Genomic DNA, 24484 nt, shown 5'->3' on the forward strand with positions numbered 1-24484 from the left:
CGCCTCAGGCGACAGGCCGTTTCAACAGCACTTCGAGCACGAAGCGCGACCCGGCATAGGCCAGCAGCAGCAGCACCACACCCGCATACAAACCCCTCACGGCCCGGCGCCCGCGCCAGCCGAACGCCTGCCGGCCCGTCAGCAGGCCGGCGAACACGAGCCAGGCAAGCACCGAGAAGACCGATTTGTGGTCCCAGCGCCAGGGGCTCGAGAACCACCAACCGAGCACCAAGGTCGCCGTCAGGAGAGCAAAGCCTGCCGTGACGAACTGGAATGTGAGGCGCTCCAGGCGCAGCAGTGGCATGCCCGCACCGGCCACGGTCTTGAGCCGCAGCTGCCGCTCGGCCCGGTCGAGCATGGCCGCATGCAGCACCGCCGCGCCGAAAAGGCCATACGAGGCGATGCCCAGCACCCAGTGCAAGGGCGCCCAGTTCGACGCCGCCTGCGGCCGGAATTCCCCCGGGAACACCATCGCCAGCGCCACCGCGATCAGGCCGAGGCCGGCAAGCGTGCGCCGCACACCCGGCAGCGGCACCCATCGACTCTCGACTGCGTAGACCGCCACCACGAGCCATAGCGTGGCCGACAGCGCCGGCGCAAACCCGAAGCGAGCGCCCGACACCGTGCTGCCGATCCCGGCCATGTCGACGGCGGTCGCCACGCCGTGCGCAAGCCAACCCACGAACAGCAGGCGGTGCGCCCACGGGCCGGTCGACTCGTCGCGCCACAGCACTGCGGCGGCGTACGCCGCGAGGGCCAAGACACTCGGCACCCACAACACGAACATGGCTGGAACGTTGGCCGCTTCCGAGGAGCCCGACGATAAAATCATCGGCACAGTGTACTTTCGGGTGCCCGGTTCTCGCGTACCCAACTCCCCCATGGCATCAGCCCTCACCGACCGCCTGAGTCGTCTTGTCAAGACGATGCGCGGACAGGCCCGCATCACCGAAAGCAACGTGCAGGACATGCTGCGCGAAGTGCGCATGGCCCTGCTCGAGGCCGACGTCGCCCTGCCCGTGGTGCGCGATTTCATCGCCCGCGTGAAGGAGAAGGCGCTCGGCGCCGAGGTCGTGGGCTCGCTCACGCCGGGGCAGGCGCTGGTGGGCATCGTCAACAAGGAACTCGCCGCCACGATGGGCGAGGTCGACCCGGCGACGGGCGCGGTGAAGCCCCCCGCCGACATCAACCTCGCGGCTCAGCCGCCCGCGGTGATCCTGATGGCCGGCCTGCAAGGTGCGGGCAAGACCACCACGACGGCCAAGCTGGCCAAGCACCTGATCGAGAAGCGCAAGAAGAAGGTGCTGACCGTCTCGGCCGACGTCTACCGCCCCGCCGCCATCGAGCAGCTCAAGACGGTGAGCAAGCAGGCGGGCGCCGAGTGGTTCCCGTCCACCGCCACCGACAAGCCGGTGGCCATCGCCACCGCCGCGCTCGATCACGCGCGCCGGCACTACTTCGACGTGCTGCTGGTCGACACCGCCGGCCGGCTGGCGATCGACGAAGCACTGATGAAGGAGATCGCCGAGTTGCATGCCGCGGTGAAGCCGGTCGAGACGCTCTTCGTCGTCGACGCCATGCAGGGCCAGGACGCAATCAATACCGCGAAAGCCTTCAAGGAGGCGCTGCCGCTCACCGGCATCGTGCTCACCAAGACCGACGGCGACTCGCGCGGTGGCGCGGCCCTCTCGGTGCGGCAGATCACGGGGGCGCCGATCAAGTTCGCCGGGGTCAGCGAGAAGATCGACGGCCTCGAAGTCTTCGACGCACAGCGCCACGCCGGCCGCGTGCTCGGCATGGGCGACATCGTGGCGCTCGTCGAAGAAGTGCAGAAGGGCGTCGACGTCGCTGCCGCCCAGAAGCTTGCTGACAAGCTCAAGTCGGGCGACAACTTCGACCTCAATGACTTCCTCGCCCAGATCAGCCAGATGAAGAAGATGGGCGGCCTCTCCGGCCTCATGGACAAGCTGCCCACCCAGATGACCGGCGGCAAGGCCGCCAACATCGGCCAGGCCGACATGGACCGTGCCGAGCGCGACGTGCGCCGCATGGAAGGCATCATCAATTCCATGACACCGCTCGAGCGCCGCAAGCCTGAGCTGCTCAAGGCCACCCGCAAGCGCCGTATCGCCGCCGGTGCCGGCGTGCAGGTGCAAGACGTCAACCGCCTGCTCAATCAGTTCGACCAGATGCAGGGGATGATGAAGAAGATGAAGGGCGGCGGCCTCATGAAGATGATGAAGCGCATGGGCGGCATGAAGGGCATGGGCGGCCCCGGCGGCCTGCGCTGATCCTTCGCGGCCCGTGGCAGCGCTGGTGCGGCGCAGCATCGGCGAGTTGACCGCTTCCGGCCGGCCAGATATGGTCAGTGTTCGCGAACACGGGTTAGTGATGACATGGACATGCTGTTGATCGTCGGCGGGCTGCTGTTGCTTGCAGCGCTGGGGTGGGTGTTGTGGCAGAAGCGCGCCAAGCGCGCTGACGACAACAAGTCCCGCCGCAACAACAAGGTGCGCTCGATGGAAGGCTTGGACACCCTGATGTCCTGGCATCCGCAGGCCACCCGCGTGATGACCACACCTGAGCGCAAGGCCTATGCCGCGCTGAGGGCCGGGCTGCCCGAGCACATCATCCTGGCGCAGGTGCCACTGGCCCGCTTTCTCAAGGTGCCGACACGGCACTCCTATTCCGAATGGCTGCGCCGCGTGGGCGTGCTGTGCGGCGATCTGGTGGTGTGCGACAGCGTCTCTCAGGTGATCGCGATCGTCGACATCCGTGCCCCGGAAGCCCAGGAGAACGAAAGCACCCGTCAGCGCCACGCGCGCATGGACCGCGTGCTGAAGGCCGCCGAGATTCCGCTGCATGTGTGGCGCGAAGATGCGATCCCCAACGCGACCGGGGCTCGCAACGCGATTCTCGGCATGCCGGTCGAAGCGCCCACCACGGCACCGGCGGCCGCTGCAACGATGCGGCCCGTGGCCGTCGCCCCGAGCCGCGCGCCTGCCGTCGAACGCATCCCGGCGGCAGCGGTCGTCGACGACGACGGCATGGAGCAGCACGATCCGCCGTCGTCGACCTGGTTTGATGAAATGGACTCCGCAGCGGCACCGCTGCCGCCCACGCCGCAGCGCGGCGGTGGGCCCTCGATCCGCTGATCAGTTCAAGGATCAGCTCAACAGAGCCTGCGCGAACTCGCGCGCGTCGAAGGTCTGCAGGTCTTCGAGCTTCTCGCCCACACCGATGAAGTAGACCGGAATCGGCCGCTCGCGCGCAATCGCGGCGAGCACGCCGCCCTTGGCCGTGCCGTCGAGCTTGGTGACGATGAGGCCGGTGAGTTGCAAGGCGTCGTCAAAGGCCTTCACCTGCGAGAGGGCGTTCTGGCCCGTGTTGCCGTCGACCACGAGCAGCACCTCGTGCGGCGCATCGGCCTGCGCCTTGCCGATCACCCGCTTGATCTTCTTGAGCTCGTCCATCAGATGGGCCTGGGTGGTGAGGCGGCCGGCGGTGTCGGCGATCACCACGTCGCAGCCACGCGACTTGCCGGCGACCACGGCATCGAAGCTCACGGCGGCCGGGTCGCCGCTCTCCTGGCTCACGATGTCGACGGCCCGCCGCGCGCCGGGCAGGTCGGCCCGCTGGGCCCACACGGCGAGCTGCTCGCGCGCCGCGGCGCGAAAGGTGTCGGCCGCCGCGAGCAGCACCTTCTGCCCGCTGTCAGCCAGGTGGCGCGTGAGCTTGCCGATGCTGGTGGTCTTGCCGGCGCCGTTCACGCCCACGACCATCATCACGGTCGGCTGGTGGCGGCCGACCTCGAGGCCCTTCTCCAGCGGCTTGAGCAGATCGGAGATGGCATCGGCGAGCAGCCCCTTGACCTCCGAAGGGTCGGTGGCGCGCTCGTCTTTCACACGGCGCTTGAGGTCGTTCAACAGGAACTCTGTCGCTTTGACGCCGGCATCGGCCATCAGCAGGGCCTCTTCAAGATCGTCGTAGAGCGCGTCGTCGATCTGCGTGCCGGTGAAGACGCGGGTGATGCTCGTGCCGGTCTTGCGCAAGCCGCCGCGCAGCTTGTCGAGCCAGCTGGCGCGCTCTTCTGGCGCAGGCGCTGGAGGCACCGCGGGCGCGACAGCAGGAGGCTCGGCAACGGGAGCAGGTGCAGGCGCCGTGCCGCGCAGCCTGTCGAGCCAGCTCGCGCGTTCTGCGGCAGGAGGCGTCTCGATCGCAGGGGCGGCGGGTGCAGGCGACGGTTCCTCCGCAGCCGGCGGCTTTTTCTTGAAGAAGCTGAACATGGGGTGGGAGTGTGCGCAGGTGACAGAGGCCCTGCGAGTGATGGCTATAATGCGCGGCTCAGGCGCTTTAGCTCAGTCGGTTAGAGCGACGGAATCATAATCCGCAGGTCCGGGGTTCGAATCCCTGAAGCGCCACCAAATCAGTTCTACCCTGCGGCTCCCGGTCATGACGGCCTGGAGCCGTTGTCTTTGGTGGGCCTGGCTCCCACAATCCACTTCTCCACAGCCACTGGATCTACACCATGTACCGCTGTCTTGCCGTTGCCACTGCTGCAATCGCCTTCGCCCTGCCCGCTGCCGCACAAGTGCAGCGCAATTTCCCTCAGAACGCCTTGCGCGGCGTCATCACCTTCGGCGCGCCGCCGCAGGTCCTGCTCAACGGCAAGCCGGCCCAGCTGGCGCCGGGCGCGCGCATCCGCGGTCTCGACAACATGCTGGTCATGTCGGGCGGGGCGATGAACTTGAAGGCGACGGTCAACTACACCTTCGAGAACACCACCGGCCTCATCAAAGACGTGTGGCTGCTGCGCCCCGAAGAAATCGCGCGCAAGCCCTGGCCCGAGACGCTGGCCGAGGCGCAAACATGGCAGTTTGACCCGGCCGCGCAGGCCTGGGTCAAGCCCTGAGGGAGGCTCGCCATGCAGGGCCCAACCCCGAAGAAGGTTTTCATCAAGACCTTCGGCTGCCAGATGAACGAGTACGACTCGGACAAGATGGCCGACGTGCTGCACGCCGCCGAAGGCTACGAGTCGACGGATGACGTCGAGCAGGCCGATCTCATCCTCTTCAACACCTGCTCGGTGCGCGAGAAGGCGCAGGAGAAGGTGTTCAGCGACCTCGGTCGCGTGAAACACCTGAAAGCCAAGGGCACGCTGATCGGCGTGGGAGGCTGTGTCGCCAGCCAGGAAGGTGCGGCCATCATCGAGCGCGCGCCCTACGTCGACGTGGTGTTCGGCCCGCAGACGCTGCACCGCCTGCCGCAGATGCTCGCGCAGCGCCGGCACGAACGCCGCCCGCAGGTCGACATCAGCTTCCCCGAGATCGAGAAGTTCGACAACCTGCCGCCGGCGCGTGTCGAGGGTGCGACCGCCTTCGTCTCGATCATGGAAGGCTGCTCCAAGTACTGCAGCTACTGCGTGGTGCCCTACACCCGCGGCGAAGAAGTGTCGCGCCCGTTCGACGACGTGCTGGTCGAAGTGGCCGGCCTCGCCGACCAGGGCGTGAAGGAAGTGACGCTGCTCGGCCAGAACGTCAATGCCTACCGCGGCAAGATGGGCGACACCAGCGAGATCGCCGACTTCGCGCTGCTCATCGAGTACGTGGCCGAAATCCCCGGCATCGAGCGCATCCGCTACACCACGAGCCATCCCAACGAGTTCTCGCAGCGCCTGATCGACGCCTATGGCCGCGTGCCGCAGCTCGTGAACCATGTGCACCTGCCGGTGCAGCACGGCAGCGACCGCATCCTGATGGCGATGAAGCGCGGCTACACCGCGATGGAGTTCAAGAGCACGGTGCGCAAGCTGCGCGCGGTGCGGCCGAACATCAGCCTGTCGAGCGACTTCATCGTCGGCTTCCCTGGCGAGACCGAAGACGACTTCGCCAAGATGATGAAGTTGATCGACGACATCGGCTTCGACAGCAGCTTCAGCTTCGTCTTCAGCCCGCGCCCCGGCACGCCGGCCGCCGCGCTGCACGACGACACGCCGCAAGAGGTCAAGCTCAAACGCCTGCAGCACCTACAGGCGGTGATCGAAGCCAACCAGCGCCGCATCGGGCAAGCCATGGTCGGAACGGTGCAGAAGATCCTGGTCGAAGGCCCATCGCGCAAAGATGCGAATGAACTGATGGGCCGCACCGAGTGCAACCGCATCGTCAACTTCAAGGGCCAGCCGCGCCTGATCGGACAGCTGATCGACGTCACCATCACCGAGGCCTACCCGCACTCGCTGCGGGCCGAAGTGGCCACGCGTGAGAGCGCGGCGCTGGCTGGAAGTCTGAGCGAAGCCTAGCGGTGCTCCTTCCAGCCGGCCCACCACAGGGCCAGGGCGCAGACGATCACCATCGCGCCGTAGGTGCTCATCTTGCCGTCCTGCCCGTGCCACAGCAGCCCGGCAACGAGGACCAGTGCTGAGGCTGGCACTGCCCACGCCGCCATGCGCCAGCCGGACACGCCTTTGAGCTCTCGCCACCAGAAGACCTTGGCTGCCCATGCCGCCACGATGCCCACCCCCACCGCCGGTGCGAGGAAGTTCAAGAAATGCCACAGCGCGTCCAAGGCGCCCATTGCGTCACGCTCCAGGTCTGACGGGCGACAACCCGCGAAATTGACCGGAATTTTATAATTCGACAACATGAGCGTTTTCACCCTCGGCCTGAACCACACCACGGCCCCGCTTGACTTGCGGGGCCGGTTTGCGTTCACGCTCGAGCAGCTCGCGCCCACGCTGCAGGAGTTCCGACAGCGCGTCACGGGCAAAACCGGCGGCCCCGAGGTCGCCTTGCTCTCCACCTGCAACCGCACCGAGCTGTACTGCGCAGCCGAAACTGGCCTCGTCACCTCGGCGGTGGATTGGCTGGCCGCGCGCGGCGGCGTGGCCAGCCAGGAGCTGATGCATCACGCCTACGTGCTCGAAGGTGGCGCGGCGGCGCGCCATGCCTTCCGCGTGGCCAGCGGCCTCGATTCGATGGTGCTCGGCGAGCCGCAGATCCTTGGCCAGATGAAGCAGGCAGTGCGCGAAGCGAGCACGGCCGGCACGCTGGGCACCACGCTGCACCAGATGTTCCAGCGCTCCTTCGCCGTCGCGAAGGACGTGCGCACCTCCACCGAGATCGGCGCCCACTCCATCAGCATGGCCGCCGCCGCGGTGCGCCTGGCCTCGCAGCTCTTCGAAGACCTGCGCGACACGAAGGTGCTGTTCGTCGGCGCCGGCGAAATGATCGAACTCGTGGCGACGCATTTCGCGGCCCGCCAGCCCAAGGCGATGGCAGTGGCCAACCGCACGCTCGAGCGTGGCGAGAAGCTCGCCGGCCGCTTCGGCGCCGAGGCGCTGCGACTGGCCGATCTGCCCTCGCGCCTGGCGGAATTCGACGCCGTGATTTCCTGCACTGCGAGTTCGCTGCCCATCATCGGCCTGGGTGCCGTCGAGCGCGCGCTGAAGGCCCGCAAGCACCGCCCGATGTTCATGGTCGACCTGGCCGTGCCGCGTGACGTGGAGCCCGAAGTCTCGCGCCTGTCCGACGTCTACCTCTACACCGTCGACGACCTCTCGGCGCTGGTGCAAAGCGCGGGCGAGAAACGCCAGGCTGCGGTGCAGCAGGCCGAGGCCATCATCGAAAGCGGCGTGCAGAGCTTCGTGCATTGGCTCGGCCAGCGGGATGCCGTGCCGCTGATCCAGGCACTCCACGCGCAGGCCAACGACTGGCGTGCCGCCGAGATCGCCCGAGCGCGCAAGCTGCTCGCCAAGGGCGAAGACATCGACGCCGTCCTGGAGGCACTCTCCCGCGGCCTCACCCAGAAGATGCTGCACGGCGCGCTCGCTGAACTGCATGCGGCCGACGACACGCACCGCCCTGCCCTCGCGCAGACGGTGTCGCGCCTCTTCCTGCGCGGCAGCAGCCACGACCCGCTCGACGACAACAAGCGTTAGCGACGCTGCGCCCACCGCCCTGGTGGAGCGCCTGCCTGCCCGCGCATGCCGGGCGCACCGCTCCGACCACCCCCGTATCCGGAGCCTCCATGAAAGACACCCTGCGCCAGCAATTCGAACGCCTCGCGATGCGGCTCGCCGAGTTGAACGCCACGCTGGCCGACCCGACGATCGCGAGCGACATGAATCGCTTTCGCAGCCTCACGCGCGAGCATGCCGAGGTCGAATCGCTGGTGCAGCGCTTCCGCCACTACGAGCAGCGCGAGCGCGATCTCGCGTCTGCGCGCGAGATGCTCGCAGACCCCGAGATGGCCGAGATGGCGCAGGAAGAAATCGCCGGCGCCGAAGCCGACCTGACTCGCTTGCACGGCGAGCTGCAGACGGCACTGCTGCCGCGCGACCCGGACGATGGCCGCAATGCGTTCATCGAAATCCGCGCCGGCACCGGCGGCGACGAGTCGGCGCTCTTCGCGGCCGATCTGCTGCGCATGTACCTGCGCTATGCCGAGCGGCAAGGGTGGCGCAGCGAGGTGATGTCGCAGAACACTTCCGACCTCGGCGGCTACAAGGAAGTCGTGCTGCGCATGGAAGGCGACGATGTCTATGCCAGGCTCAAATTCGAATCAGGCGGACACCGCGTGCAGCGCGTGCCGGCCACCGAAGCGCAGGGTCGCATCCACACGAGCGCCTGCACGGTCGCGGTGATGCCCGAGGCCGACGCGGCCGAAGAGATCCAGCTCAACCCGGCCGACCTGCGCATCGACACCTTCCGGGCCAGCGGTGCAGGGGGCCAGCACGTGAACAAGACCGACAGCGCGATCCGCGTCACTCACCTACCCACCGGCTTGGTCGCCGAATGCCAGGACGACCGCTCTCAGCACCGCAACAAGGCCAAGGCATTGGCCGTGCTCGCCGCGCGCCTGCGCGAGAAGGACCGCAGCGAACGTGCCGCCAAGGAAGCCGCCACCCGCAAGGGCCTGATCGGCAGCGGCGACCGCAGCGACCGCATCCGCACCTACAACTTCCCGCAGGGCCGGCTCACCGACCACCGCATCAACCTCACGCTCTACAAGCTCGGCGCCATCATGGAAGGTGAGCTCGACGACGTGATCGGCGCGCTGCAGGCCGCCCGCGCCGCCGAGCAGCTGGCCGAGCTGGAAGGGCGCAGCCTGTGAGCCGAATCGCCGCCGCACTGACCCGTGCCCGCGAGATGGGACTCGATCGTCTCGACGCGCAGCTGCTCGTCGGGCACGTGTTGCAGCGCCCGCGCAGTTGGCTGCTGGCACACGACGACACCCTGCTGACCGAGGCGGAACAGACGCATGTCGAGCACCTGATGCAACGCCGCGCAGCCGGCGAACCGCTCGCCTACCTGACGGGCGAAAAGGAGTTCCACGGTCTGACGCTGCAGGTCACCCCGGCCGTGTTGATCCCACGGCCCGACACCGAAACCTTGGTGGACTGGGCGCTGTCTGTCTTGAACTCGGGCCCGCAAGTGCCCCGGGTGCTTGATCTGGGCACGGGCAGCGGTGCCATCGCCTTGGCGCTCAAGCACCGGCACCCAGCGGCCATCGTCACGGCCGTCGATGCCAGCGAGGACGCGCTGCGCGTGGCGGCAGGCAATGCGCAACGCCTGGGCCTCGACATCCGCTTTCGGCTCGGCGACTGGTGGCAAGGCCTCGAAGGCGAGCGTTTCGACCTCGTCGTGAGCAACCCGCCCTACATCGCGCTCGGCGACGAGCACCTCCCGGCACTGCGCCACGAGCCCACGCTGGCGCTCACCTCCGGCGCCGACGGCCTGGACGCCCTGCGCACGATCGTCGACGGAGCTCCTCATCACCTGACGAGCGCCGGCTGGCTGCTGGTGGAGCACGGGCACGACCAAGCGCAGGCCATGGGTGAGCTGCTGCTGGCTGCCGGTTTTGGCGACGTCCAGACATGCAAAGACCTTGCCGGCATCGGCCGTTGCAGCGGTGGACAGTGGCCCCAACGAGACACTCCCTGACCCACTGTTGCGGCATTGCTGCACACCCCCCAGCCTGAGCCTCCACCAAAAGGCGTAAGAGGCTACCAAGCCTCCAGCAACGGGCGTAGCATGACTTTCATTCCAGCCTGTTCGTCTCTCGACCTCATGCGCTCGCCCCACTTCCACTGGCTCGCCATGTTGACCCTGTGCCTCGGGGCGGCAGGCGCGCACGCCAGTGACGCGACACCGCAAAGCCAGGCGCAAGCCTGGGAAGGGCTCAAGGCCCGCCTGGCCATCGGCACCGCCGCGCCAGCACGCAATGACCCGAGCGTCAGCGATGCGGAGCCGCACAAGATCAACACCCTCAGCCTGATGGGCGACTACTACCTGAGTCGCCCCTGGCTCGGCAAGACTGGCGGGTGGCGCGCGACCAGCGGGGTGCTGCTGGGCGCACGCAGTTCCGTCTGGAGCAGCCCTTCACTGCTCGACCGGCGCATTGCCGGTGACGGCAACGACGCCGGCACCCAGCCCTACCTGGGGTTGGGTTACACCGGCTGGTCAAGCAAGGGAGGCTGGGGCCTGTCGGCCGACGTGGGCCTCATGGGGCTGTCGCGCTCGACCACACGTTTCGGCAGATCCGCCCCCTCGTCGAGCCTCGACGACACGGTGCGCGACCTGCGGTTTGCGCCGCTCCTGCAACTCGGCGTTTCCTATTCGTTCTGAGTGGCGTGGGCTTGTGGGCCCGCAGGCTCCGAGCCGAGCGGTTTGCCGTATAACCTCGCCTATCCCCATTTGATTTCCCCGGCAGCCTGCCGGCACACCACCACCATGAGCGACGTTCAACAACGCATCGACGACCTCGTCAAATCCAACCGCGTGGTGCTCTTCATGAAGGGCACGGCGCAATTTCCCCAGTGCGGTTTCTCGGGCCGCGCAGTGCAGATCCTCAAGTCCTGCGGCGTCAACGACCTCAAGACCTTCAACGTGCTGGAAGACGAGGGCGTGCGCCAGGGCATCAAGGAATACGCCAACTGGCCGACCATTCCGCAGCTGTACGTCAACGGCGAATTCGTCGGCGGCTCCGACATCATGATGGAGATGTACCAGGCCGGCGAACTGCAGCAGGTCCTGGGTACCCAGGCCTGAGCTTGGCCACATCTCCTGCCCCCGGACGTGTGGTCGTCGCCATCACCGGCGCCACCGGCGCGGTGTATGGGCAGAGGCTTCTGCAGCGCCTGAAGGCTGCTGGCCGCGAGACACACCTCGTCGTCAGCCCGGCCGGCGTCTTGAACGCCCACCACGAGCTGGGCCTGGACCGCAAGGCGCTCGAGGCGCTCGCCCACACCGCCTACAACCCGGCCGACGTGGGTGCGGCCATCGCAAGCGGCTCGTTCCCGGTGGAGAGCATGGTGGTGGCGCCGTGCTCGATGAAGACGCTCGCCTCCATCGCGCACGGCCTGTCGGACAACCTCATCAGCCGCGCCGCCGACGTCACGCTCAAGGAGCGGCGCCGCCTGGTGCTGCTGGCCCGCGAGACGCCGTACAACCTGGCGCACCTGCGCAACATGACGGCCGTGACCGAGATGGGCGGCATCGTGTTCCCGCCGCTGCCGGCGTTCTATCACCGGCCCGCGACGCTCGATGACGTGGTCGACGACTCGGTGGAGCGCGTGCTGGCCCTGCTCGGCGTCACCGAAGCGCAACCCAAGGCGTGGGCCGGGCTTTGAGCGGCGGCGTCAGGCCGGCTTGAAGGCCCAGGCCTTGCGGGCGCCGAAGACGAGGTTCGGATACTCCGGCCGCCCGCGGCTGCCGTTGTAGCGGCCAAGCGCCATGTAGAGGTCGCCGCGCTCGCGGTCGAGATAGTGGCGCAGGATCACGCAGCCGAATCGCAGGTTGGTCTGCATGTGGAAGAGGCGCGCCGCGTCGCCGTCACCGATCAGCCGCGCCCAGAAGGGCATCACCTGCATGTAGCCGCGTGCGCCAACGCGGCTGATCGCGTACTTTCGAAAGCCGCTTTCGACCTGGATCACGCCGAGCACCAACGACGCCTCGAGGCCCGCGCGGATGCTCTCGTACCAGACGGTCTCCAGAAACTCGACGCGCGCCACATGCTCGGCCTTGCGCTTCTTCAGCCGGTTGCTCATCTCGCCCAGCCACTTCAGGTAGGCAAGACGATCTTCGATGTTGTCGAACACCGGCTTGGGCGGCGCGCTGTTGGCGATCGCCGCCGACAAGGCGGAGCGCACGGCGTCGGCCATCGGCTCCTCGACCTGCGCGCCGGCCCGCGCCACGGGAGGAATGAGCGCCAGTGCCGGCAAGGCTGCTGCGGCGAGCAGCTGCCGCCGGCACAGCCCATGCGTCACGCTCATGCCGCGAGCCGGCCTTTCAAGAAGGCACCCACATCGGCGGCCGCGACAACCGTGGCCTGCGCGTCGCGACGGCCCTGGTATTCCACCTTGCCTTCCTTCAGGCCACGGTCGGACAGCACCACGCGATGCGGCACGCCGATCAGTTCCCAGTCGGCAAACATCGCGCCCGGGCGCTCGCCGCGGTCGTCGAGCATCACATCGACACCCTGCGCTTGCAGTTCGTCGTGCAGACGATCGGCGGCGGCCTTGACCTCGGCCGAGCGGTCGTAGCCGATGGGGCAAAGCACCACGCTGAACGGCGCCATCGACACCGGCCAGACGATTCCGCGCTCATCGTGGCTTTGCTCGATGGCAGCACCCAGCAGGCGCGTGACGCCGATGCCGTAGCAGCCCATCTCGAGCAGTTGCGGCTTGCCGTTCTCGTCGAGGTAGCTGGCGTTCATCGCCTTCGAATACTTGGTGCCAAGGTAGAACACGTGGCCGACCTCGATGCCGCGCTGCATGGCGAGCTTGCCCTTGCCGTCGGGCGAGGGGTCGCCTTCGACCACGTTGCGGATGTCGGCCACCACAGCGGGCTCGGGCAGATCGCGGCCCCAGTTGGCGCCGGTGTAGTGGAAGTCCGCTTCGTTGGCCCCGCAAACGAAGTCACTCATCGCGGCCACCGTGCGGTCGGCGATCACGCGCACCGGCTTCTTCAGGCCGATCGGCCCCAGGTAGCCGGGCTTGCAGCCGAAGTGATCGTCGATCTCGGCGGCCGTCGCAAAGCGATAACCTTCCTTCAGGCCCTCGATCTTGCCGGCCTTCACCTCGTTGAGGCTGTGGTCGCCGCGTACCAGCAGCAGCCAGACGGTGGTCTTCAGCGTTTCGCCGTGCTCGTTCTTCTCGTCGGTGGCAAGCACCAGCGATTTCACCGTTTGCGAGAGTGGGAGCTTGAGCAGCGCGGCCACGTCTTCGCAGGTGCTCTTGCCCGGCGTCGGCGTCTTCGTCAGCGCCTGCGTCGCCGCACCGCGCTGAGCGATCAGCGGCAGGGCTTCGGCCAGTTCGACGTTGGCGGCGTAGTCGGAATCGGGGCAGTAGGCGATGGCGTCTTCGCCGGTGTCGGCAATCACCTGGAATTCATGCGATCGGTCTCCGCCGATGGCCCCGGTGTCGGCGGCCACAGCGCGGAAGACCAGGCCCATGCGCTCGAAGATGCGCACGTAGGCGGCGTACATAGCCTCATAGCTCTTGCCCGCGGCTTCGACGTCCCGGTCGAAGGAATACGCGTCCTTCATCGTGAACTCGCGCCCGCGCATCACGCCGAAGCGCGGGCGGCGCTCGTCGCGGAACTTCGTCTGGATGTGATAAAAATTCTTCGGCAGCATGCGGTAGCTGCGCAGCTCCTGGCGAGCGATGTCGGTGATGACCTCTTCGGAGGTCGGCTGGATGATGAAGTCGCGCTCATGCCGGTCTTTCACCCGCAGCAGCTCGGGGCCCATCTTCTGGAAGCGGCCGGTTTCTTCCCACAACTCGGCGGGTTGCACGACCGGCATCAGAAGCTCGACGGCACCGGCCCGGTTCATTTCCTCGCGGATGATGTTTTCCACTTTGCGGATGACCCGCAAACCCATCGGCATGTAGTTGTAGATACCCGCGCCAAGCCGTTTGATCAGGCCGGCGCGCATCATCAGCTTGTGGCTCGTGACCTCGGCGTCGGCGGGCGCTTCCTTGAGCGTGGAAATGAAAAACTGAGAAGCTTTCATGAGCGGGGAGAACCGGGGGAGAAGGAGAGGTTTGCACGGCAGGGCTGGGGAAACCCGCGGGGTCACTTCCCGCAACGCCAGTGCAATAATGAATTCAATTAAAGAATTTGAGGTTGATTATGCTCGACCGAGAAGGGTTCAGACCCAACGTCGGCATCATCCTGCTCAATACGAAGAACCAGGTTTTCTGGGGCAAGCGCATCCGCACCCACTCCTGGCAGTTCCCGCAAGGGGGCATCAAATACGGCGAGACGCCTGAGCAGGCGATGTTCCGCGAGCTCCACGAAGAAGTGGGGCTGACGCCCGAGCACGTTCGCATCGTTGCACGCACCCGCGACTGGCTTCGCTACGAAGTCCCGGAGCACTTCATCCGCCGCGACGCCCGCGGGCACTATCGCGGGCAGAAGCAGATCTGGTTCCTGTTGCAGCTGATGGGCCGCGACAGCGACATGAACCTGCGCGCCACCGATCACCCCGAATTCGACGCCTGGCGCTGGAACGACTATTGGGTGCCGCTCGATCTGGTGATCGAGTTCAAGCGCGACGTCTATCAGATGGCGTTGACGGAGCTTGCGCGTTTTCTGCCTCGCAACAACCACCACAACCGCTACTTGCGCTCGGGCATGCGCCCGCATCATCGCGACGATGCGGGCAATACCAACACGGCACCACTCGACGAGAACGGGCCGCCGGAGCCGGCGTCTTCCTGACGTTCAGGCCAGGACCAGGTTGTCGCGGTGGATCATCTCGGGTTCGCCGGTGAACCCGAGCAGACGCTCGAACTCGCTCGACGGCTTGCGTGCGATCAGGCGGGCTTCTGAGCTGGCGTAGTTCGCCAAGCCGCGGGCGACCTCGTTTCCCGACTTGTCGCGCACGGCGATTACGTCGCCCCGCACGAACTCACCCTGCACCTCGACCATGCCGATCGGCAACAGGCTCTTGCCCTCATCGCGCAGCTTGGCGACCGCACCATCGTCGATCACGACAGCACCGCGGAATTGCAGGTGGTCGGCCATCCATTGCTTGCGCGCCGCCAGCTTGGCGGTTGATGCCGTGAGCGCGGTGCCAATGGCTTCACCAGCAGCGAGACGCACCAGCACATCGGGCTCACGCCCCCATGCGATGACGGTCGACGCACCACTGCTCGCGGCCCGTTTGGCGGCGAGCACCTTGGTGATCATGCCACCGCGTCCGATGCTCGAACCCGCACCTCCGGCCATTCGCTCAAGCTCCGGCGTGCCGGCTTCAGCCTCATGGATGAAGCGCGCGTTGGGGTCTTTGCGCGGGTCGGCCGAATACAGGCCCTTTTGGTCGGTGAGGATGATCAGTGCATCAGCCTCTACGAGGTTGGCCACCAGTGCGCCCAGGGTGTCGTTGTCGCCGAACTTGATCTCGTCGTTGACGACCGTGTCGTTCTCGTTGATGACCGGCACGACCTTCAAGCGCAGCAGCGTCAGCAACGTCGAACGTGCATTGAGGTAGCGCTCGCGGTCGGCGAGGTCGGCATGCGTGAGCAGCACCTGCGCACTGCCCATGTCGTAGTGGCGCAGCTGGGTTTCGTAGATCTGGGCCAGTCCCATCTGCCCAACGGCCGCCGCCGCCTGCAACTCGTGGATCTCCTTGGGGCGCGCAGACCAGCCCAGGCGCTTCATGCCTTCGGCGACCGCACCGCTGGACACCATCACCACTTCGCGCCCCTGGGCCGCGAGCGCGGCCATCTGACGGCACCAGTTGCCGATGGCCTGCGCATCCAGACCGCGACCTTCGTTGGTCACCAGACTGGAGCCGACCTTGATGACGATGCGCTTGGCGTTCTTCAGGGCGTCTGTCATGGCGATGGCTCGAGGTCGCGCGTGGGATCGGCGAAACGTGGGTCCGGATCGTCCGGCACCACGTTCTTCAGCTTGGACACATGCTGATAGACAGCCTGCACCAGATGCTCGCAACCTTCACGCGTCAAGGCAGAGATCTGGAATACCGGACCCTTCCACTTGAAGCGCTTCACGAAGTCCTTGACCCGCTGCTCGCGCTCTTCGGTGGGCACCATGTCGAGCTTGTTGAGCACCAGCCAGCGTGGCTTCTCGTAGAGCGCTTGGTCGTACTTCTTGAGTTCGGCCACGATGCTCTTGGCCTGAGCAACCGGGTCGATGCTGTCATCGAAGGGAGCCATGTCGACCACGTGCAGCAGCAGGTGCGTGCGCTGCAAATGGCGAAGGAACAGGTGGCCAAGACCCGCACCTTCCGACGCTCCTTCGATCAACCCCGGCACATCGGCCACCACGAAGCTTTGCTCAGCGGCCACTCGCACCACGCCGAGGTTGGGATGCAGGGTGGTGAACGGGTAGTCGGCAATCTTGGGCCGCGCGTTGGAGACGGCCGCAATCAGCGTCGACTTGCCGGCGTTCGGCATGCCCAAGAGGCCCACGTCCGCCAGCACCCGCAACTCGAGCTTGAGCTTGCGATGCTCGCCGGGCCAGCCGGGCGTCTTTTGTCGCGGGGCGCGGTTGGTGCTGGTCTTGAAATGAAGGTTGCCGAAGCCGCCGTCGCCGCCTTTGGCCAACAGGACCTTTTCGTCCGGCACCAGCAACTCGGCGATCACGTTCCCCGTGTCGAGGTCGGTGATGATGGTGCCCATTGGCATGCGCAGCACGATGTCTTCTGCTGCGGCGCCGTATTGGTCGGATCCTCGACCGTTTTCCCCGTTACGAGCCTCGTGACGACGCGCGTAACGAAAGTCGATCAGCGTGTTGAGGTTGCGATCGCCAACGGCGAAAACGCTGCCGCCACGTCCTCCGTCACCGCCATTCGGCCCGCCGAAGGGGAGGAACTTCTCTCGGCGGAAGCTCATGCAGCCATTGCCGCCATTGCCGGCCGCCACGTCGATGGTGGCTTCGTCAACGAATTTCATGACTGAACGATCTCGGTCTATCTACACAGGCACCGAAGGTAACGGAGCGCTGCGACGGGCGCAAAGTTGCGCAAAAACAAAAGCCCCGGCGAACCGGGGCTCATGTGAGCCTAGCCTGACGGAGAGGTCTCAGCCCAACTCTTTCACGCTCACCGTCTGGCGGTTGCGCGGGCCTTTGACGGCGAAGCTGACCTCGCCATCGACCAGCGCGAAAAGCGTATGGTCCTTGCCGGTGCCAACGTTCGCGCCGGCGTGGAACTTGGTGCCGCGCTGACGAACGATGATCGAGCCGGCCGGAACCGCTTGGCCCCCAAACACCTTGACGCCGAGCATCTTCGGCTGGGAATCACGGCCGTTCCGGGTGGAACCGCCGCCTTTTTTCTGTGCCATGGTTCGACTCCTTTCAGGCGTTCACTGCACTGATCTCAAGCTCGGTGAAGGTCTGGCGATGACCTTGCCGCTTTTGATAGTGCTTGCGGCGACGCATCTTGAAGATGCGCACCTTGTCGTGTTTGCCTTGTGCCACAACGGTGGCCTTGACGCTCGCGCCGGAAACCAAGGGAGTCCCGACCTTCAGATCCGCGCCGCTGCCGACTGCAAGAACTTGGTCGATCGTGATCTCTTGGCCAACGTCCGCAGCAATCTGTTCTACCTTGATCTTTTCGCCCGCAGCAACCTTGTATTGTTTGCCGCCGGTTTTTATGACCGCGTACATATCAGCCCTTTCATGAATTGCCCGGCACACAACGCAGGGCACCTCACGCAAAACGTGAAGCCTTCTAGTGTACCACTTTCCGGGGCGGTCATCGACTCGGCGTGACATCGAAGGCAGGCAGTAGCAACGCGCAAGCCGGCGGCCGGCCGACAAAGCGGTCTTTCTATAATCGCGGCACATTCTGAGCGCCGCTGTGCAACCCAATCTTCTAACCGCTTCGACTCCGGTCACCGACCCCATCCGCCTGATGGCGCCCGAGATGAAAGAGGTCGACGAGGTCATCCAGCAGCGGCTGGCCTCGGACGTTGTGCTCGTCAACCAGATCTCTCACTACATCATCAGCGCGGGAGGCAAGCGCATCCGCCCCATGTTGGTGTTGCTCTTCGCCAACGCACTGGGATTCTGCGGGAGGGAGCGGTTTGAACTGGCCGCCGTGGTCGAGTTCATCCACACGGCAACCTTGTTGCATGACGACGTGGTCGACGAATCCGCGCTGCGCCGGGGGCGCGCAACCGCCAATGCGCTGTTCGGCAACTCTGCCAGCGTTTTGGTGGGTGACTTCCTCTATTCGAGGGCGTTCCAGATGATGGTGTCGGTCGATCGTCTGCGCGTGCTGGACGTCCTGGCGGATGCCACCAATATCATTGCAGAAGGGGAAGTCCTGCAACTGATGAACATGCACGACCCGGATCTTGCGGTGGACGACTACCTCAAGGTCATTCGCTTCAAGACGGCCAAGTTGTTTGAGGCCAGTGCGCGGCTCGGCGCCGTTCTCGCCGACGCAGATCCCACAACCGAAGAAGCTTGTGCCGCATATGGGCGCCATCTCGGCACCGCATTCCAACTGGTCGACGATCTGCTCGACTACGAGGGCTCCACCAGCGAACTTGGCAAAAACGTCGGCGACGATCTGCGCGAGGGCAAGCCGACTCTCCCGTTGTTGATTGCCATGGAACGGGCTTCTGACACAGACCGACTCCTTATCCGCCATGCAATCGAGCAAGGAGAGGTAAGCCGTTTGCCACAGATCGTGGCAATCGTTCGCGCAACAGGAGCGCTCGACGCGACGCGGGACGCCGCACGTTCAGAAGCAGAGAAGGCGCGCCTCAACTTGTCGTCACTGCCCAAGACGAACTACCGAGAAGCTCTGCTAGAATTTTGTGCTCGGTCGGTTGAGCGTTCGTCTTGATCCGACCGAACCAAGTGGGCCTTCTCGAGGCCCTTTCTTCGGGGTGTAGCTTAGCCTGGTAGAGCGCTACGTTCGGGACGTAGAGGCCGGAGGTTCGAATCCTCTCACCCCGACCAGATCTCACGGCTCGGAAGCAAATTGTTGCAGCGCTCATCGCAGCGACTCGTGACTTCTTGCCGCAGCTTCGTAGCACTCAGGTTTACAGCCCCAGGTAGATCGGCGATCATCAATTGATGTTGCCATCGTGACGTAACGCACACCTCTACTTGTGGATACCCTTGCCGAAGCTCCTCAATCCGCACTGTCTGGTGTCGCGCGGGTGCTTGTGCATGCGGGCAAGCTGAATGCCAAGGCCGCAGAAGACCTCGTCAAGTCGTCCAAGGAGAAGAAGTCCAGCTTTTTGTCGGCAGTCCTGGCTGCGGGCGCGCTGACCCCGGCTGAGCTTGCGCATACCCTTTCCAGTGCTCTGGCCCTGCCGCTGCTGGACCTCAATGCGGTCGATCCGCAGCGCCTTCCACGCGCGATCATCGATGCGAAGTTGGCTGCGCAGTACCAGATCGTGGTTCTGGGAAAGCGCGGCAACCGCCTCTTCATCGGCGGTGCCGACCCGACGGATCAGGAAGCCGGCGAACGCATCAAGTTCGCCACTCAACTGTCCCCTGAGTGGGTCATCGTCGAGCACGACAAACTTTCGAAGATCCTGGAGGGCGCAGGGGTCAGTGCCACCGAGTCCCTCGATAACATCGTCGGCGGGGATTTCGAGTTCGACGTATCCGATGACGACGTCACCGCGAGCACCGAAACCCAAGAGGTCACGGCGGACGTCGAAGATGCACCTGTCGTGCGCTTCCTGCAGAAGATGCTGATCGATGCGATCAATGCCCGCGCGTCCGACCTGCATTTCGAGCCCTACGAGTATCACTATCGCGTTCGCTTTCGTATTGACGGTGAACTGCGCGAGATCACCCAGCCACCGATCGCCATCAAGGACAAGTTGGCCTCACGCATCAAAGTGATCTCGAGGCTCGACATTGCGGAGAAACGCGTCCCTCAAGACGGGCGCATGAAGCTGAAGTTCGGCAACAAGGCGATCGACTTCCGCGTCAGCACCCTGCCCACCCTCTTTGGCGAGAAGATCGTCATCCGTATCCTGGATCCGTCGAGCGCGAAACTTGGCATCGAAGCGCTGGGTTACGAAAAGATCGAGAAAGAGCGGCTGCTGGCGTGCATTTCACGGCCCTACGGCATGATTCTCGTGACGGGCCCGACCGGCAGCGGCAAGACCGTTTCGCTCTATACCTGCCTCAACATCCTCAACCAGCCTGGTGTCAACATTTCGACGGTCGAAGATCCGGCGGAAATCAACCTGCCTGGTATTAACCAGGTGAACGTCAACGACAAGGCCGGTTTGACCTTCTCGGCTGCCTTGAAGTCCTTTTTGCGCCAGGATCCGGACATCATCATGGTCGGCGAAATTCGTGACCTTGAGACCGCCGACATCGCGATCAAGGCGGCACAAACTGGACACATGGTGATGTCGACGTTGCATACCAACGACGCTCCGACGACCCTGACCCGCTTGCTGAACATGGGCGTGGCACCGTTCAACATTGCATCCAGCGTGCTTCTGATCACAGCGCAGCGCCTGGCCAGGCGCCTGTGCGAGGCGTGCAAGGCACCGGCCGAATACCCTCGCGAAGCGTTGCTCAAAGCGGGCTACACGGAAGATGCGTTGGATGGCAGCTGGCGACCCTATCGCGCGGTCGGGTGTTCAGCCTGTAGCAACGGCTACAAGGGTCGGGTCGGCATTTACCAAGTGATGCCGGTCAGTGAAGAAATTCAGCGCATCATCCTGTCAGAAGGAACTGCGATGGACATTGCGCAACAAGCTGCGAGTGACGGCGTTCGCGATCTGCGACAGTCCGGGCTGGTCAAGGTGCGCGCAGGCTTCACGACACTCGAAGAGGTCATCTCAGTGACCAACGAATAAGCCGCACGCGTCACGCTTTCGGCAACCGATCACTTTTCAAAGGGACGAGGACTGAAGTCTCCTCGCAAGAACCATGGCAACTGCAGCAGCAACCGCGGCACGCAACGTCAAGGAATTTGTCTTCGAATGGGAAGGCAAGGACAAGAACGGCAAGGTGGTCCGTGGTGAGATCCGCGCGGGCGGTGAGGCGATGGTCAGCGCAAGCCTGCGCCGCCAGGGAATCCTGATCACCAAGGTCAAGAAGCGCCGCACGACCGGCGGCAAGGCGATCAAGCAGAAGGACATCGCCATCTTCACGCGCCAGCTGTCGACCATGATGCGTGCGGGTGTACCGCTCCTGCAGGCCTTCGACATCGTCGCACGGGGCAGCACCAACGCGAAGTTGACCAAGCTGCTCATCGACATCCGCAGCGATGTCGAGACCGGCACGAGCCTGTCGTCGGCGTTCCGCAAGCATCCGCTGTACTTCGACGCGCTGTACTGCAACCTCGTCGAGGCTGGCGAAGCTGGCGGTATTCTCGACACGCTGCTGGATCGCTTGGCCATCTATCAAGAGAAGACGATGGCCATCAAGAACAAGATCAAGTCCGCCTTGATCTATCCGGTGGCCGTGATGGTCGTGGCCTTCGTCGTGCTGGCGATCATCATGCTGTTCGTGATTCCCGTGTTCAAGGACGTCTTCAAGTCTTTCGGCGCAGATCTGCCAGCTCCAACGCTGTTCGTGATCGGCATGTCGGAAATATTTACCAAGTACTGGTGGGCCATCTTCGGTTTCCTGGGCGGTGGCATCTACTTCTTCCTCGAGTCCTGGAAACGTTCTGAGAAGATGCAGCGCACCATGGATCGTCTTCTGCTGAAGGTCCCGGTGTTCGGCGACTTGGTCAACAAATCCTCGGTGGCCCGTTGGACCCGAACGCTCTCCACGATGTTCGCGGCCGGCGTTCCACTGGTGGAGGCGCTGGATTCCGTTGGAGGCGCTTCCGGCAACGCCGTCTTCAAGGATGCGACTGACCAGATCCAAAAGGACGTGTCCACCGGCGCCAGCCTGACGGCATCGATGCAAACCACTGGCGTGTTCCCCACCATGGTGATCCAGATGTGCGCAATTGGCGAGGAATCCGGTTCGCTGGATGCCATGCTGGGCAAGGCCGCAGAGTTCTACGAGGATGAAGTCGATGAGGCCGTCAAAGGTCTGTCGTCGCTGATGGAGCCCTTCATCATCGTCATCCTGGGCGCTTTAATTGGCGGGATCGTGGTGTCCATGTACCTGCCCATCTTCAAGCTCGGTGCAGTGGTCTGACGGCGTGACCGCCCCTGCTTTCGACGCTGGACTCATCCTTTCGCCATGGGTGCTCGGGCTCCTGGGCCTGTGCATCGGCAGCTTTCTGAACGTCGTCATCCACCGGCTGCCGATCATGCTGGATCGAAGCTGGTGGCGCGACATCGCCGACCAGCTCACTGATCCGGAGGCCTATCAGCGAGTCTTTGGCGCGAAGGCTCCATCCGAAAAGGAGCATTTCGGGAAATCGCTTACCGAGGCATTGGCAGCACAGCCGGCCCTCAAGCTGACCCACCCTCGCTCACGCTGCCCGGCATGCGGCCACCAGATCGCCTGGTACGAGAACCTTCCGGTGCTGAGCTACCTCGTCTTGAAAGGCCGCTGCGCCGCCTGCAAGACAAGCATCTCCCCACGCTACCCCTTCGTCGAATGCCTCACCGCAGCGCTCTTCGCGGCGGTCGCCTGGCGATTCGGCCCGACGCTCACGGCGCTCGCGTGGTGCGCCGCTGTGGCGGTTCTCGTCGCCTTGTCCGGCATCGACTGGGACACGACGCTGCTGCCCGACGTCCTCACCTACCCTCTGTTGTGGGCCGGGTTGCTGTGCAGCCTGCTTGGGTTGACCGTCCCGCTGCCGCACGCCGTGTGGGGTGCCATCGCAGGCTACCTCTCGCTGTGGTCCGTCTACTGGCTCTTCAAGCTCACCACCGGCAAGGAGGGCATGGGCTACGGGGATTTCAAGCTGCTCGCGGCCCTGGGTGCATGGCTGGGTTGGCAGATGATCCTGCCGATCGTGCTCAGCGCTTCGGTCATCGGCGCCATCGTCGGCATCGGCATGAAGCTCTCAAGCGGCCTGCGCGAGGGGCGCTACGTGCCGTTCGGGCCCTTTCTAGCAGGCGGCGGCATCGCGGTGATGCTGGCCGGCCCGCAGCGGGTGCTCGGGTGGCTGGGCTGGGCCTGAGGGCACCGCTCACCGGCAGGCACGTGAGATGCACACCCGGCGTGGCTTGCACATCGGCCTGACAGGCGGCATCGGCAGCGGCAAGAGCACCGTCGCCCGGGCCCTCGTTGCACGCGGCGCGGTGTTGATCGACACCGACGCCATCGCCCGGTCGCTCGCCTCACCCGGTGGCGCCGCCATCGAGGCCATTCGCGCCGAATTCGGCGACAGCGCCATCGATGCTTCCGGCGCCCTCGACCGCGCGCGCATGCGTGAACTGGTCTTCACCGATGCACAAGCGAAGGGTCGCCTCGAAGCGATCCTGCACCCGATGATCGGCCTCGAATGCAATCGCCAGGCTCTGGCCGCAGCAGGGAAGACCACCGTTTTCGACGTCCCCCTCCTGGTCGAGTCATCACACTGGCGCACCCGTGTCGACCGTGTGCTGGTCGTTGACTGCGCCATCGAAACGCAGGTCACCCGCGTGATGAACCGCTCCGGCTGGTCACGCGACGCGGTGCTCGCGGTCATCTCCCAGCAGGCCAGCCGTGAACGGCGCCGAGCCTGCGCCGATGCGGTCATTCACAACGACGGCCTCACCCTCGACGAACTTGCGGCGCAAGTGGACTTGCTGCTGGCGCAGTGGAGCCCTGTGGAACAATCCCGCGGGTCGAGCGGAGCGCGTCCAACTTGATCCTCTACGAGTACCCCTTCAACGAAAGCATCCGCACCATGCTGCGGCTCGAACACCTGTTCGACCGCCTGGGCCGCCTGATGCCGCGTGACGAGACCGTCGATCACCACTACGCGCTGGCCACGCTCTTCGAGATCATGGACGTCGCCTCGCGTGCCGACCTCAAGTCCGATCTGCTGAAAGACCTCGAACGGCAGAAGAGCCAGCTCAACAGCTTCCGCGGGAACCCGTCGATCTCCGATGATCGCCTCGACAAGGTCATTGCGACCATCGACCACGCCTTCAACGGCCTCAATCAGCTCCCCGGCAAGGCTGGCCACGCGCTGACCAGCAACGAATGGCTGATGAGCGTGCGCAGTCGCATCAGCATCCCTGGCGGAACTTGCGAGTTCGACCTGCCCGCCTACTACGCATGGCAGCAGCAGGAACCGGCCCGGCGCCGTGCCGACCTCAAGCAGTGGGTCACGACGCTCATGCCACTTGCAGAGGCGTTGAAGGTCCTGCTGAGCCTGCTGCGCGACGCGGGCACGCCGCACAAAGTCGTCACCCAGGGCGGCCAGTTTCAGCAAAGCCTCCCCGCGGGCCGCGTGTTCAACTTGCTGCGCCTGCGCATCGACCCGGCGGCCCAGCTGATCCCGGAGATCAGCGGCCATCGCCTGATGGTGCTCGTGCGCCTCATGCGGCAGGACGCCGAAGGCCGCTTGAAGCCCGCGGGCGTCGACACCAGTTTCGAACTCACACTCTGCTCCTGAGGTTCGA

General features: G+C 65.0%; 26 protein-coding genes and 2 tRNA genes. 19 read left to right on the forward strand and 9 right to left on the reverse strand.

The window, feature by feature from the left end:
* Window positions 1–4: 4 nt before the first annotated feature.
* Window positions 5–787: a cytochrome C assembly family protein gene (locus tag RXV79_RS21425; RefSeq protein WP_316700126.1), complete on the reverse strand. Its 783-nt coding sequence runs from the start codon at window positions 785–787 to the stop codon at window positions 5–7.
* Window positions 788–881: 94 nt separating this feature from the next.
* On the opposite strand from RXV79_RS21425, the gene ffh reads away from it, so the two are divergent.
* Both ffh and RXV79_RS21435 read left to right on the forward strand, forming a co-directional pair.
* On the forward strand, window positions 882–2291 hold the full coding sequence (gene ffh, locus RXV79_RS21430; RefSeq protein ID WP_316700127.1) for a signal recognition particle protein: 1410 nt from the start codon (window positions 882–884) through the stop codon (window positions 2289–2291).
* A gap of 105 nt (window positions 2292–2396) precedes the next feature.
* Complete coding sequence (locus RXV79_RS21435) at window positions 2397–3155, forward strand: DUF2726 domain-containing protein (protein WP_316700128.1); 759 nt, start codon at window positions 2397–2399, stop codon at window positions 3153–3155.
* 12 nt (window positions 3156–3167) lie between these two features.
* Here RXV79_RS21435 and ftsY read toward each other — a convergent pair whose 3' ends face one another.
* The gene (gene ftsY / locus RXV79_RS21440; RefSeq protein ID WP_316700129.1) at window positions 3168–4286 is read right to left on the reverse strand and encodes a signal recognition particle-docking protein FtsY; all 1119 of its coding nucleotides are present in this window, start codon (window positions 4284–4286) and stop codon (window positions 3168–3170) included.
* A gap of 61 nt (window positions 4287–4347) precedes the next feature.
* On the opposite strand from ftsY, the gene RXV79_RS21445 reads away from it, so the two are divergent.
* The 3 genes from RXV79_RS21445 (at window position 4348) to miaB (ending at window position 6298) form a co-directional block, all read left to right on the forward strand.
* A tRNA-Met gene (locus RXV79_RS21445) sits at window positions 4348–4424 on the forward strand.
* Window positions 4425–4528: 104 nt separating this feature from the next.
* Entirely contained in the window at window positions 4529–4912 is a 384-nt protein-coding gene (locus tag RXV79_RS21450) for a hypothetical protein (protein ID WP_316700130.1), read from the forward strand.
* Window positions 4913–4924: 12 nt separating this feature from the next.
* Window positions 4925–6298: a tRNA (N6-isopentenyl adenosine(37)-C2)-methylthiotransferase MiaB gene (miaB, locus tag RXV79_RS21455; protein WP_316700131.1), complete on the forward strand. Its 1374-nt coding sequence runs from the start codon at window positions 4925–4927 to the stop codon at window positions 6296–6298.
* Here the strand turns inward: miaB and RXV79_RS21460 are convergent.
* Complete coding sequence (locus RXV79_RS21460) at window positions 6295–6573, reverse strand: hypothetical protein (protein ID WP_316700132.1); 279 nt, start codon at window positions 6571–6573, stop codon at window positions 6295–6297. The two genes, miaB and RXV79_RS21460, sit on opposite strands and share 4 nt — an antisense overlap.
* A gap of 67 nt (window positions 6574–6640) precedes the next feature.
* On the opposite strand from RXV79_RS21460, the gene hemA reads away from it, so the two are divergent.
* The 6 genes from hemA to RXV79_RS21490 all read left to right on the forward strand — a co-directional run bounded on the left by hemA (window position 6641) and on the right by RXV79_RS21490 (window position 11629).
* A complete protein-coding gene (gene hemA, locus RXV79_RS21465) occupies window positions 6641–7936 on the forward strand; it encodes a glutamyl-tRNA reductase (RefSeq protein WP_316700133.1) in 1296 nt (431 codons plus the stop codon).
* Window positions 7937–8025: 89 nt separating this feature from the next.
* Complete coding sequence (prfA, locus tag RXV79_RS21470) at window positions 8026–9111, forward strand: peptide chain release factor 1 (protein WP_316700134.1); 1086 nt, start codon at window positions 8026–8028, stop codon at window positions 9109–9111.
* The gene (prmC, locus tag RXV79_RS21475) at window positions 9108–9941 is read left to right on the forward strand and encodes a peptide chain release factor N(5)-glutamine methyltransferase (protein ID WP_316700135.1); all 834 of its coding nucleotides are present in this window, start codon (window positions 9108–9110) and stop codon (window positions 9939–9941) included. The genes prfA and prmC overlap by 4 nt, the downstream gene beginning before the upstream one ends.
* A 90-nt stretch (window positions 9942–10031) precedes the next feature.
* Complete coding sequence (locus tag RXV79_RS21480) at window positions 10032–10625, forward strand: hypothetical protein (RefSeq protein WP_316700136.1); 594 nt, start codon at window positions 10032–10034, stop codon at window positions 10623–10625.
* 105 nt (window positions 10626–10730) lie between these two features.
* Window positions 10731–11048: a Grx4 family monothiol glutaredoxin gene (grxD, locus tag RXV79_RS21485; RefSeq protein ID WP_316700137.1), complete on the forward strand. Its 318-nt coding sequence runs from the start codon at window positions 10731–10733 to the stop codon at window positions 11046–11048.
* A complete protein-coding gene (locus RXV79_RS21490; protein ID WP_316704180.1) occupies window positions 11045–11629 on the forward strand; it encodes a UbiX family flavin prenyltransferase in 585 nt (194 codons plus the stop codon). Before grxD ends, RXV79_RS21490 begins: the two co-directional genes overlap by 4 nt.
* A gap of 9 nt (window positions 11630–11638) precedes the next feature.
* On the opposite strand, the gene RXV79_RS21495 is transcribed toward RXV79_RS21490, so the two are convergent.
* On the reverse strand, window positions 11639–12271 hold the full coding sequence (locus RXV79_RS21495) for a lytic transglycosylase domain-containing protein (RefSeq protein WP_316700138.1): 633 nt from the start codon (window positions 12269–12271) through the stop codon (window positions 11639–11641).
* On the reverse strand, window positions 12268–14013 hold the full coding sequence (locus tag RXV79_RS21500; protein WP_316700139.1) for a proline--tRNA ligase: 1746 nt from the start codon (window positions 14011–14013) through the stop codon (window positions 12268–12270). The genes RXV79_RS21495 and RXV79_RS21500 overlap by 4 nt, the downstream gene beginning before the upstream one ends.
* A 119-nt stretch (window positions 14014–14132) precedes the next feature.
* Here RXV79_RS21500 and RXV79_RS21505 point away from each other — a divergent pair, with 119 nt between their 5' ends.
* On the forward strand, window positions 14133–14723 hold the full coding sequence (locus RXV79_RS21505) for an RNA pyrophosphohydrolase (protein ID WP_296727616.1): 591 nt from the start codon (window positions 14133–14135) through the stop codon (window positions 14721–14723).
* Window positions 14724–14726: 3 nt separating this feature from the next.
* Here RXV79_RS21505 and proB read toward each other — a convergent pair whose 3' ends face one another.
* The 4 genes from proB to rplU form a co-directional block, all read right to left on the reverse strand.
* Window positions 14727–15845 (reverse strand): glutamate 5-kinase, encoded by a 1119-nt coding sequence (gene proB / locus RXV79_RS21510; protein ID WP_316700140.1) that lies wholly within the window; start codon window positions 15843–15845, stop codon window positions 14727–14729.
* Window positions 15842–16921 carry an Obg family GTPase CgtA gene (gene cgtA, locus RXV79_RS21515; protein WP_316700141.1) on the reverse strand — a complete coding sequence of 360 codons (1080 nt, stop codon included), beginning with the start codon at window positions 16919–16921 and terminating at the stop codon, window positions 15842–15844. Before cgtA ends, proB begins: the two co-directional genes overlap by 4 nt.
* Before the next feature lie 129 nt (window positions 16922–17050).
* On the reverse strand, window positions 17051–17311 hold the full coding sequence (rpmA, locus tag RXV79_RS21520) for a 50S ribosomal protein L27 (RefSeq protein WP_201811306.1): 261 nt from the start codon (window positions 17309–17311) through the stop codon (window positions 17051–17053).
* A 13-nt stretch (window positions 17312–17324) separates the two neighbouring features.
* Window positions 17325–17636 carry a 50S ribosomal protein L21 gene (gene rplU, locus RXV79_RS21525; protein WP_296727604.1) on the reverse strand — a complete coding sequence of 104 codons (312 nt, stop codon included), beginning with the start codon at window positions 17634–17636 and terminating at the stop codon, window positions 17325–17327.
* A gap of 247 nt (window positions 17637–17883) precedes the next feature.
* Here rplU and ispB point away from each other — a divergent pair, with 247 nt between their 5' ends.
* The 7 genes from ispB (at window position 17884) to zapD (ending at window position 24477) form a co-directional block, all read left to right on the forward strand.
* Complete coding sequence (gene ispB, locus RXV79_RS21530) at window positions 17884–18825, forward strand: octaprenyl diphosphate synthase (RefSeq protein ID WP_316700142.1); 942 nt, start codon at window positions 17884–17886, stop codon at window positions 18823–18825.
* Between the two features lie 39 nt (window positions 18826–18864).
* Window positions 18865–18941: transfer RNA gene (locus RXV79_RS21535), tRNA-Pro, on the forward strand.
* Between the two features lie 152 nt (window positions 18942–19093).
* Window positions 19094–20815, forward strand: coding sequence for a type IV-A pilus assembly ATPase PilB (gene pilB, locus RXV79_RS21540; RefSeq protein WP_316700143.1), 1722 nt, complete (start codon window positions 19094–19096; stop codon window positions 20813–20815).
* 73 nt (window positions 20816–20888) lie between these two features.
* Window positions 20889–22115: a type II secretion system F family protein gene (locus RXV79_RS21545; RefSeq protein WP_316700144.1), complete on the forward strand. Its 1227-nt coding sequence runs from the start codon at window positions 20889–20891 to the stop codon at window positions 22113–22115.
* 4 nt (window positions 22116–22119) lie between these two features.
* Window positions 22120–23052 carry a prepilin peptidase gene (locus tag RXV79_RS21550; RefSeq protein WP_316700145.1) on the forward strand — a complete coding sequence of 311 codons (933 nt, stop codon included), beginning with the start codon at window positions 22120–22122 and terminating at the stop codon, window positions 23050–23052.
* A 28-nt stretch (window positions 23053–23080) separates the two neighbouring features.
* A complete protein-coding gene (gene coaE, locus RXV79_RS21555) occupies window positions 23081–23725 on the forward strand; it encodes a dephospho-CoA kinase (RefSeq protein ID WP_316700146.1) in 645 nt (214 codons plus the stop codon).
* Window positions 23722–24477, forward strand: coding sequence for a cell division protein ZapD (zapD, locus tag RXV79_RS21560; RefSeq protein ID WP_316700147.1), 756 nt, complete (start codon window positions 23722–23724; stop codon window positions 24475–24477). Before coaE ends, zapD begins: the two co-directional genes overlap by 4 nt.
* Window positions 24478–24484: the final 7 nt, after the last annotated feature.

The organism is Piscinibacter gummiphilus, from assembly GCF_032681285.1.
Lineage (GTDB): Bacteria > Pseudomonadota > Gammaproteobacteria > Burkholderiales > Burkholderiaceae_C > Rhizobacter > Rhizobacter gummiphilus_A.

Excerpts from the sequence above, each read along its gene's own strand:
- RXV79_RS21425 (WP_316700126.1), bottom strand. The coding sequence starts at position 787 with ATGTTCGTGTTGTGGGTGCCGAGTGTCTTGGCCCTCGCGGCGTACGCC.
- ffh (WP_316700127.1), top strand. The coding sequence starts at position 882 with ATGGCATCAGCCCTCACCGACCGCCTGAGTCGTCTTGTCAAGACGATG.
- RXV79_RS21435 (WP_316700128.1), top strand. The coding sequence starts at position 2,397 with ATGGACATGCTGTTGATCGTCGGCGGGCTGCTGTTGCTTGCAGCGCTG.
- ftsY (WP_316700129.1), bottom strand. The coding sequence starts at position 4,286 with ATGTTCAGCTTCTTCAAGAAAAAGCCGCCGGCTGCGGAGGAACCGTCG.
- RXV79_RS21450 (WP_316700130.1), top strand. The coding sequence starts at position 4,529 with ATGTACCGCTGTCTTGCCGTTGCCACTGCTGCAATCGCCTTCGCCCTG.
- miaB (WP_316700131.1), top strand. The coding sequence starts at position 4,925 with ATGCAGGGCCCAACCCCGAAGAAGGTTTTCATCAAGACCTTCGGCTGC.
- RXV79_RS21460 (WP_316700132.1), bottom strand. The coding sequence starts at position 6,573 with ATGGGCGCCTTGGACGCGCTGTGGCATTTCTTGAACTTCCTCGCACCG.
- hemA (WP_316700133.1), top strand. The coding sequence starts at position 6,641 with ATGAGCGTTTTCACCCTCGGCCTGAACCACACCACGGCCCCGCTTGAC.
- prfA (WP_316700134.1), top strand. The coding sequence starts at position 8,026 with ATGAAAGACACCCTGCGCCAGCAATTCGAACGCCTCGCGATGCGGCTC.
- RXV79_RS21480 (WP_316700136.1), top strand. The coding sequence starts at position 10,032 with ATGACTTTCATTCCAGCCTGTTCGTCTCTCGACCTCATGCGCTCGCCC.
- grxD (WP_316700137.1), top strand. The coding sequence starts at position 10,731 with ATGAGCGACGTTCAACAACGCATCGACGACCTCGTCAAATCCAACCGC.
- RXV79_RS21495 (WP_316700138.1), bottom strand. The coding sequence starts at position 12,271 with ATGAGCGTGACGCATGGGCTGTGCCGGCGGCAGCTGCTCGCCGCAGCA.
- RXV79_RS21500 (WP_316700139.1), bottom strand. The coding sequence starts at position 14,013 with ATGAAAGCTTCTCAGTTTTTCATTTCCACGCTCAAGGAAGCGCCCGCC.
- RXV79_RS21505 (WP_296727616.1), top strand. The coding sequence starts at position 14,133 with ATGCTCGACCGAGAAGGGTTCAGACCCAACGTCGGCATCATCCTGCTC.
- proB (WP_316700140.1), bottom strand. The coding sequence starts at position 15,845 with ATGACAGACGCCCTGAAGAACGCCAAGCGCATCGTCATCAAGGTCGGC.
- cgtA (WP_316700141.1), bottom strand. The coding sequence starts at position 16,921 with ATGAAATTCGTTGACGAAGCCACCATCGACGTGGCGGCCGGCAATGGC.
- rpmA (WP_201811306.1), bottom strand. The coding sequence starts at position 17,311 with ATGGCACAGAAAAAAGGCGGCGGTTCCACCCGGAACGGCCGTGATTCC.
- rplU (WP_296727604.1), bottom strand. The coding sequence starts at position 17,636 with ATGTACGCGGTCATAAAAACCGGCGGCAAACAATACAAGGTTGCTGCG.
- ispB (WP_316700142.1), top strand. The coding sequence starts at position 17,884 with ATGGCGCCCGAGATGAAAGAGGTCGACGAGGTCATCCAGCAGCGGCTG.
- RXV79_RS21545 (WP_316700144.1), top strand. The coding sequence starts at position 20,889 with ATGGCAACTGCAGCAGCAACCGCGGCACGCAACGTCAAGGAATTTGTC.
- coaE (WP_316700146.1), top strand. The coding sequence starts at position 23,081 with ATGCACACCCGGCGTGGCTTGCACATCGGCCTGACAGGCGGCATCGGC.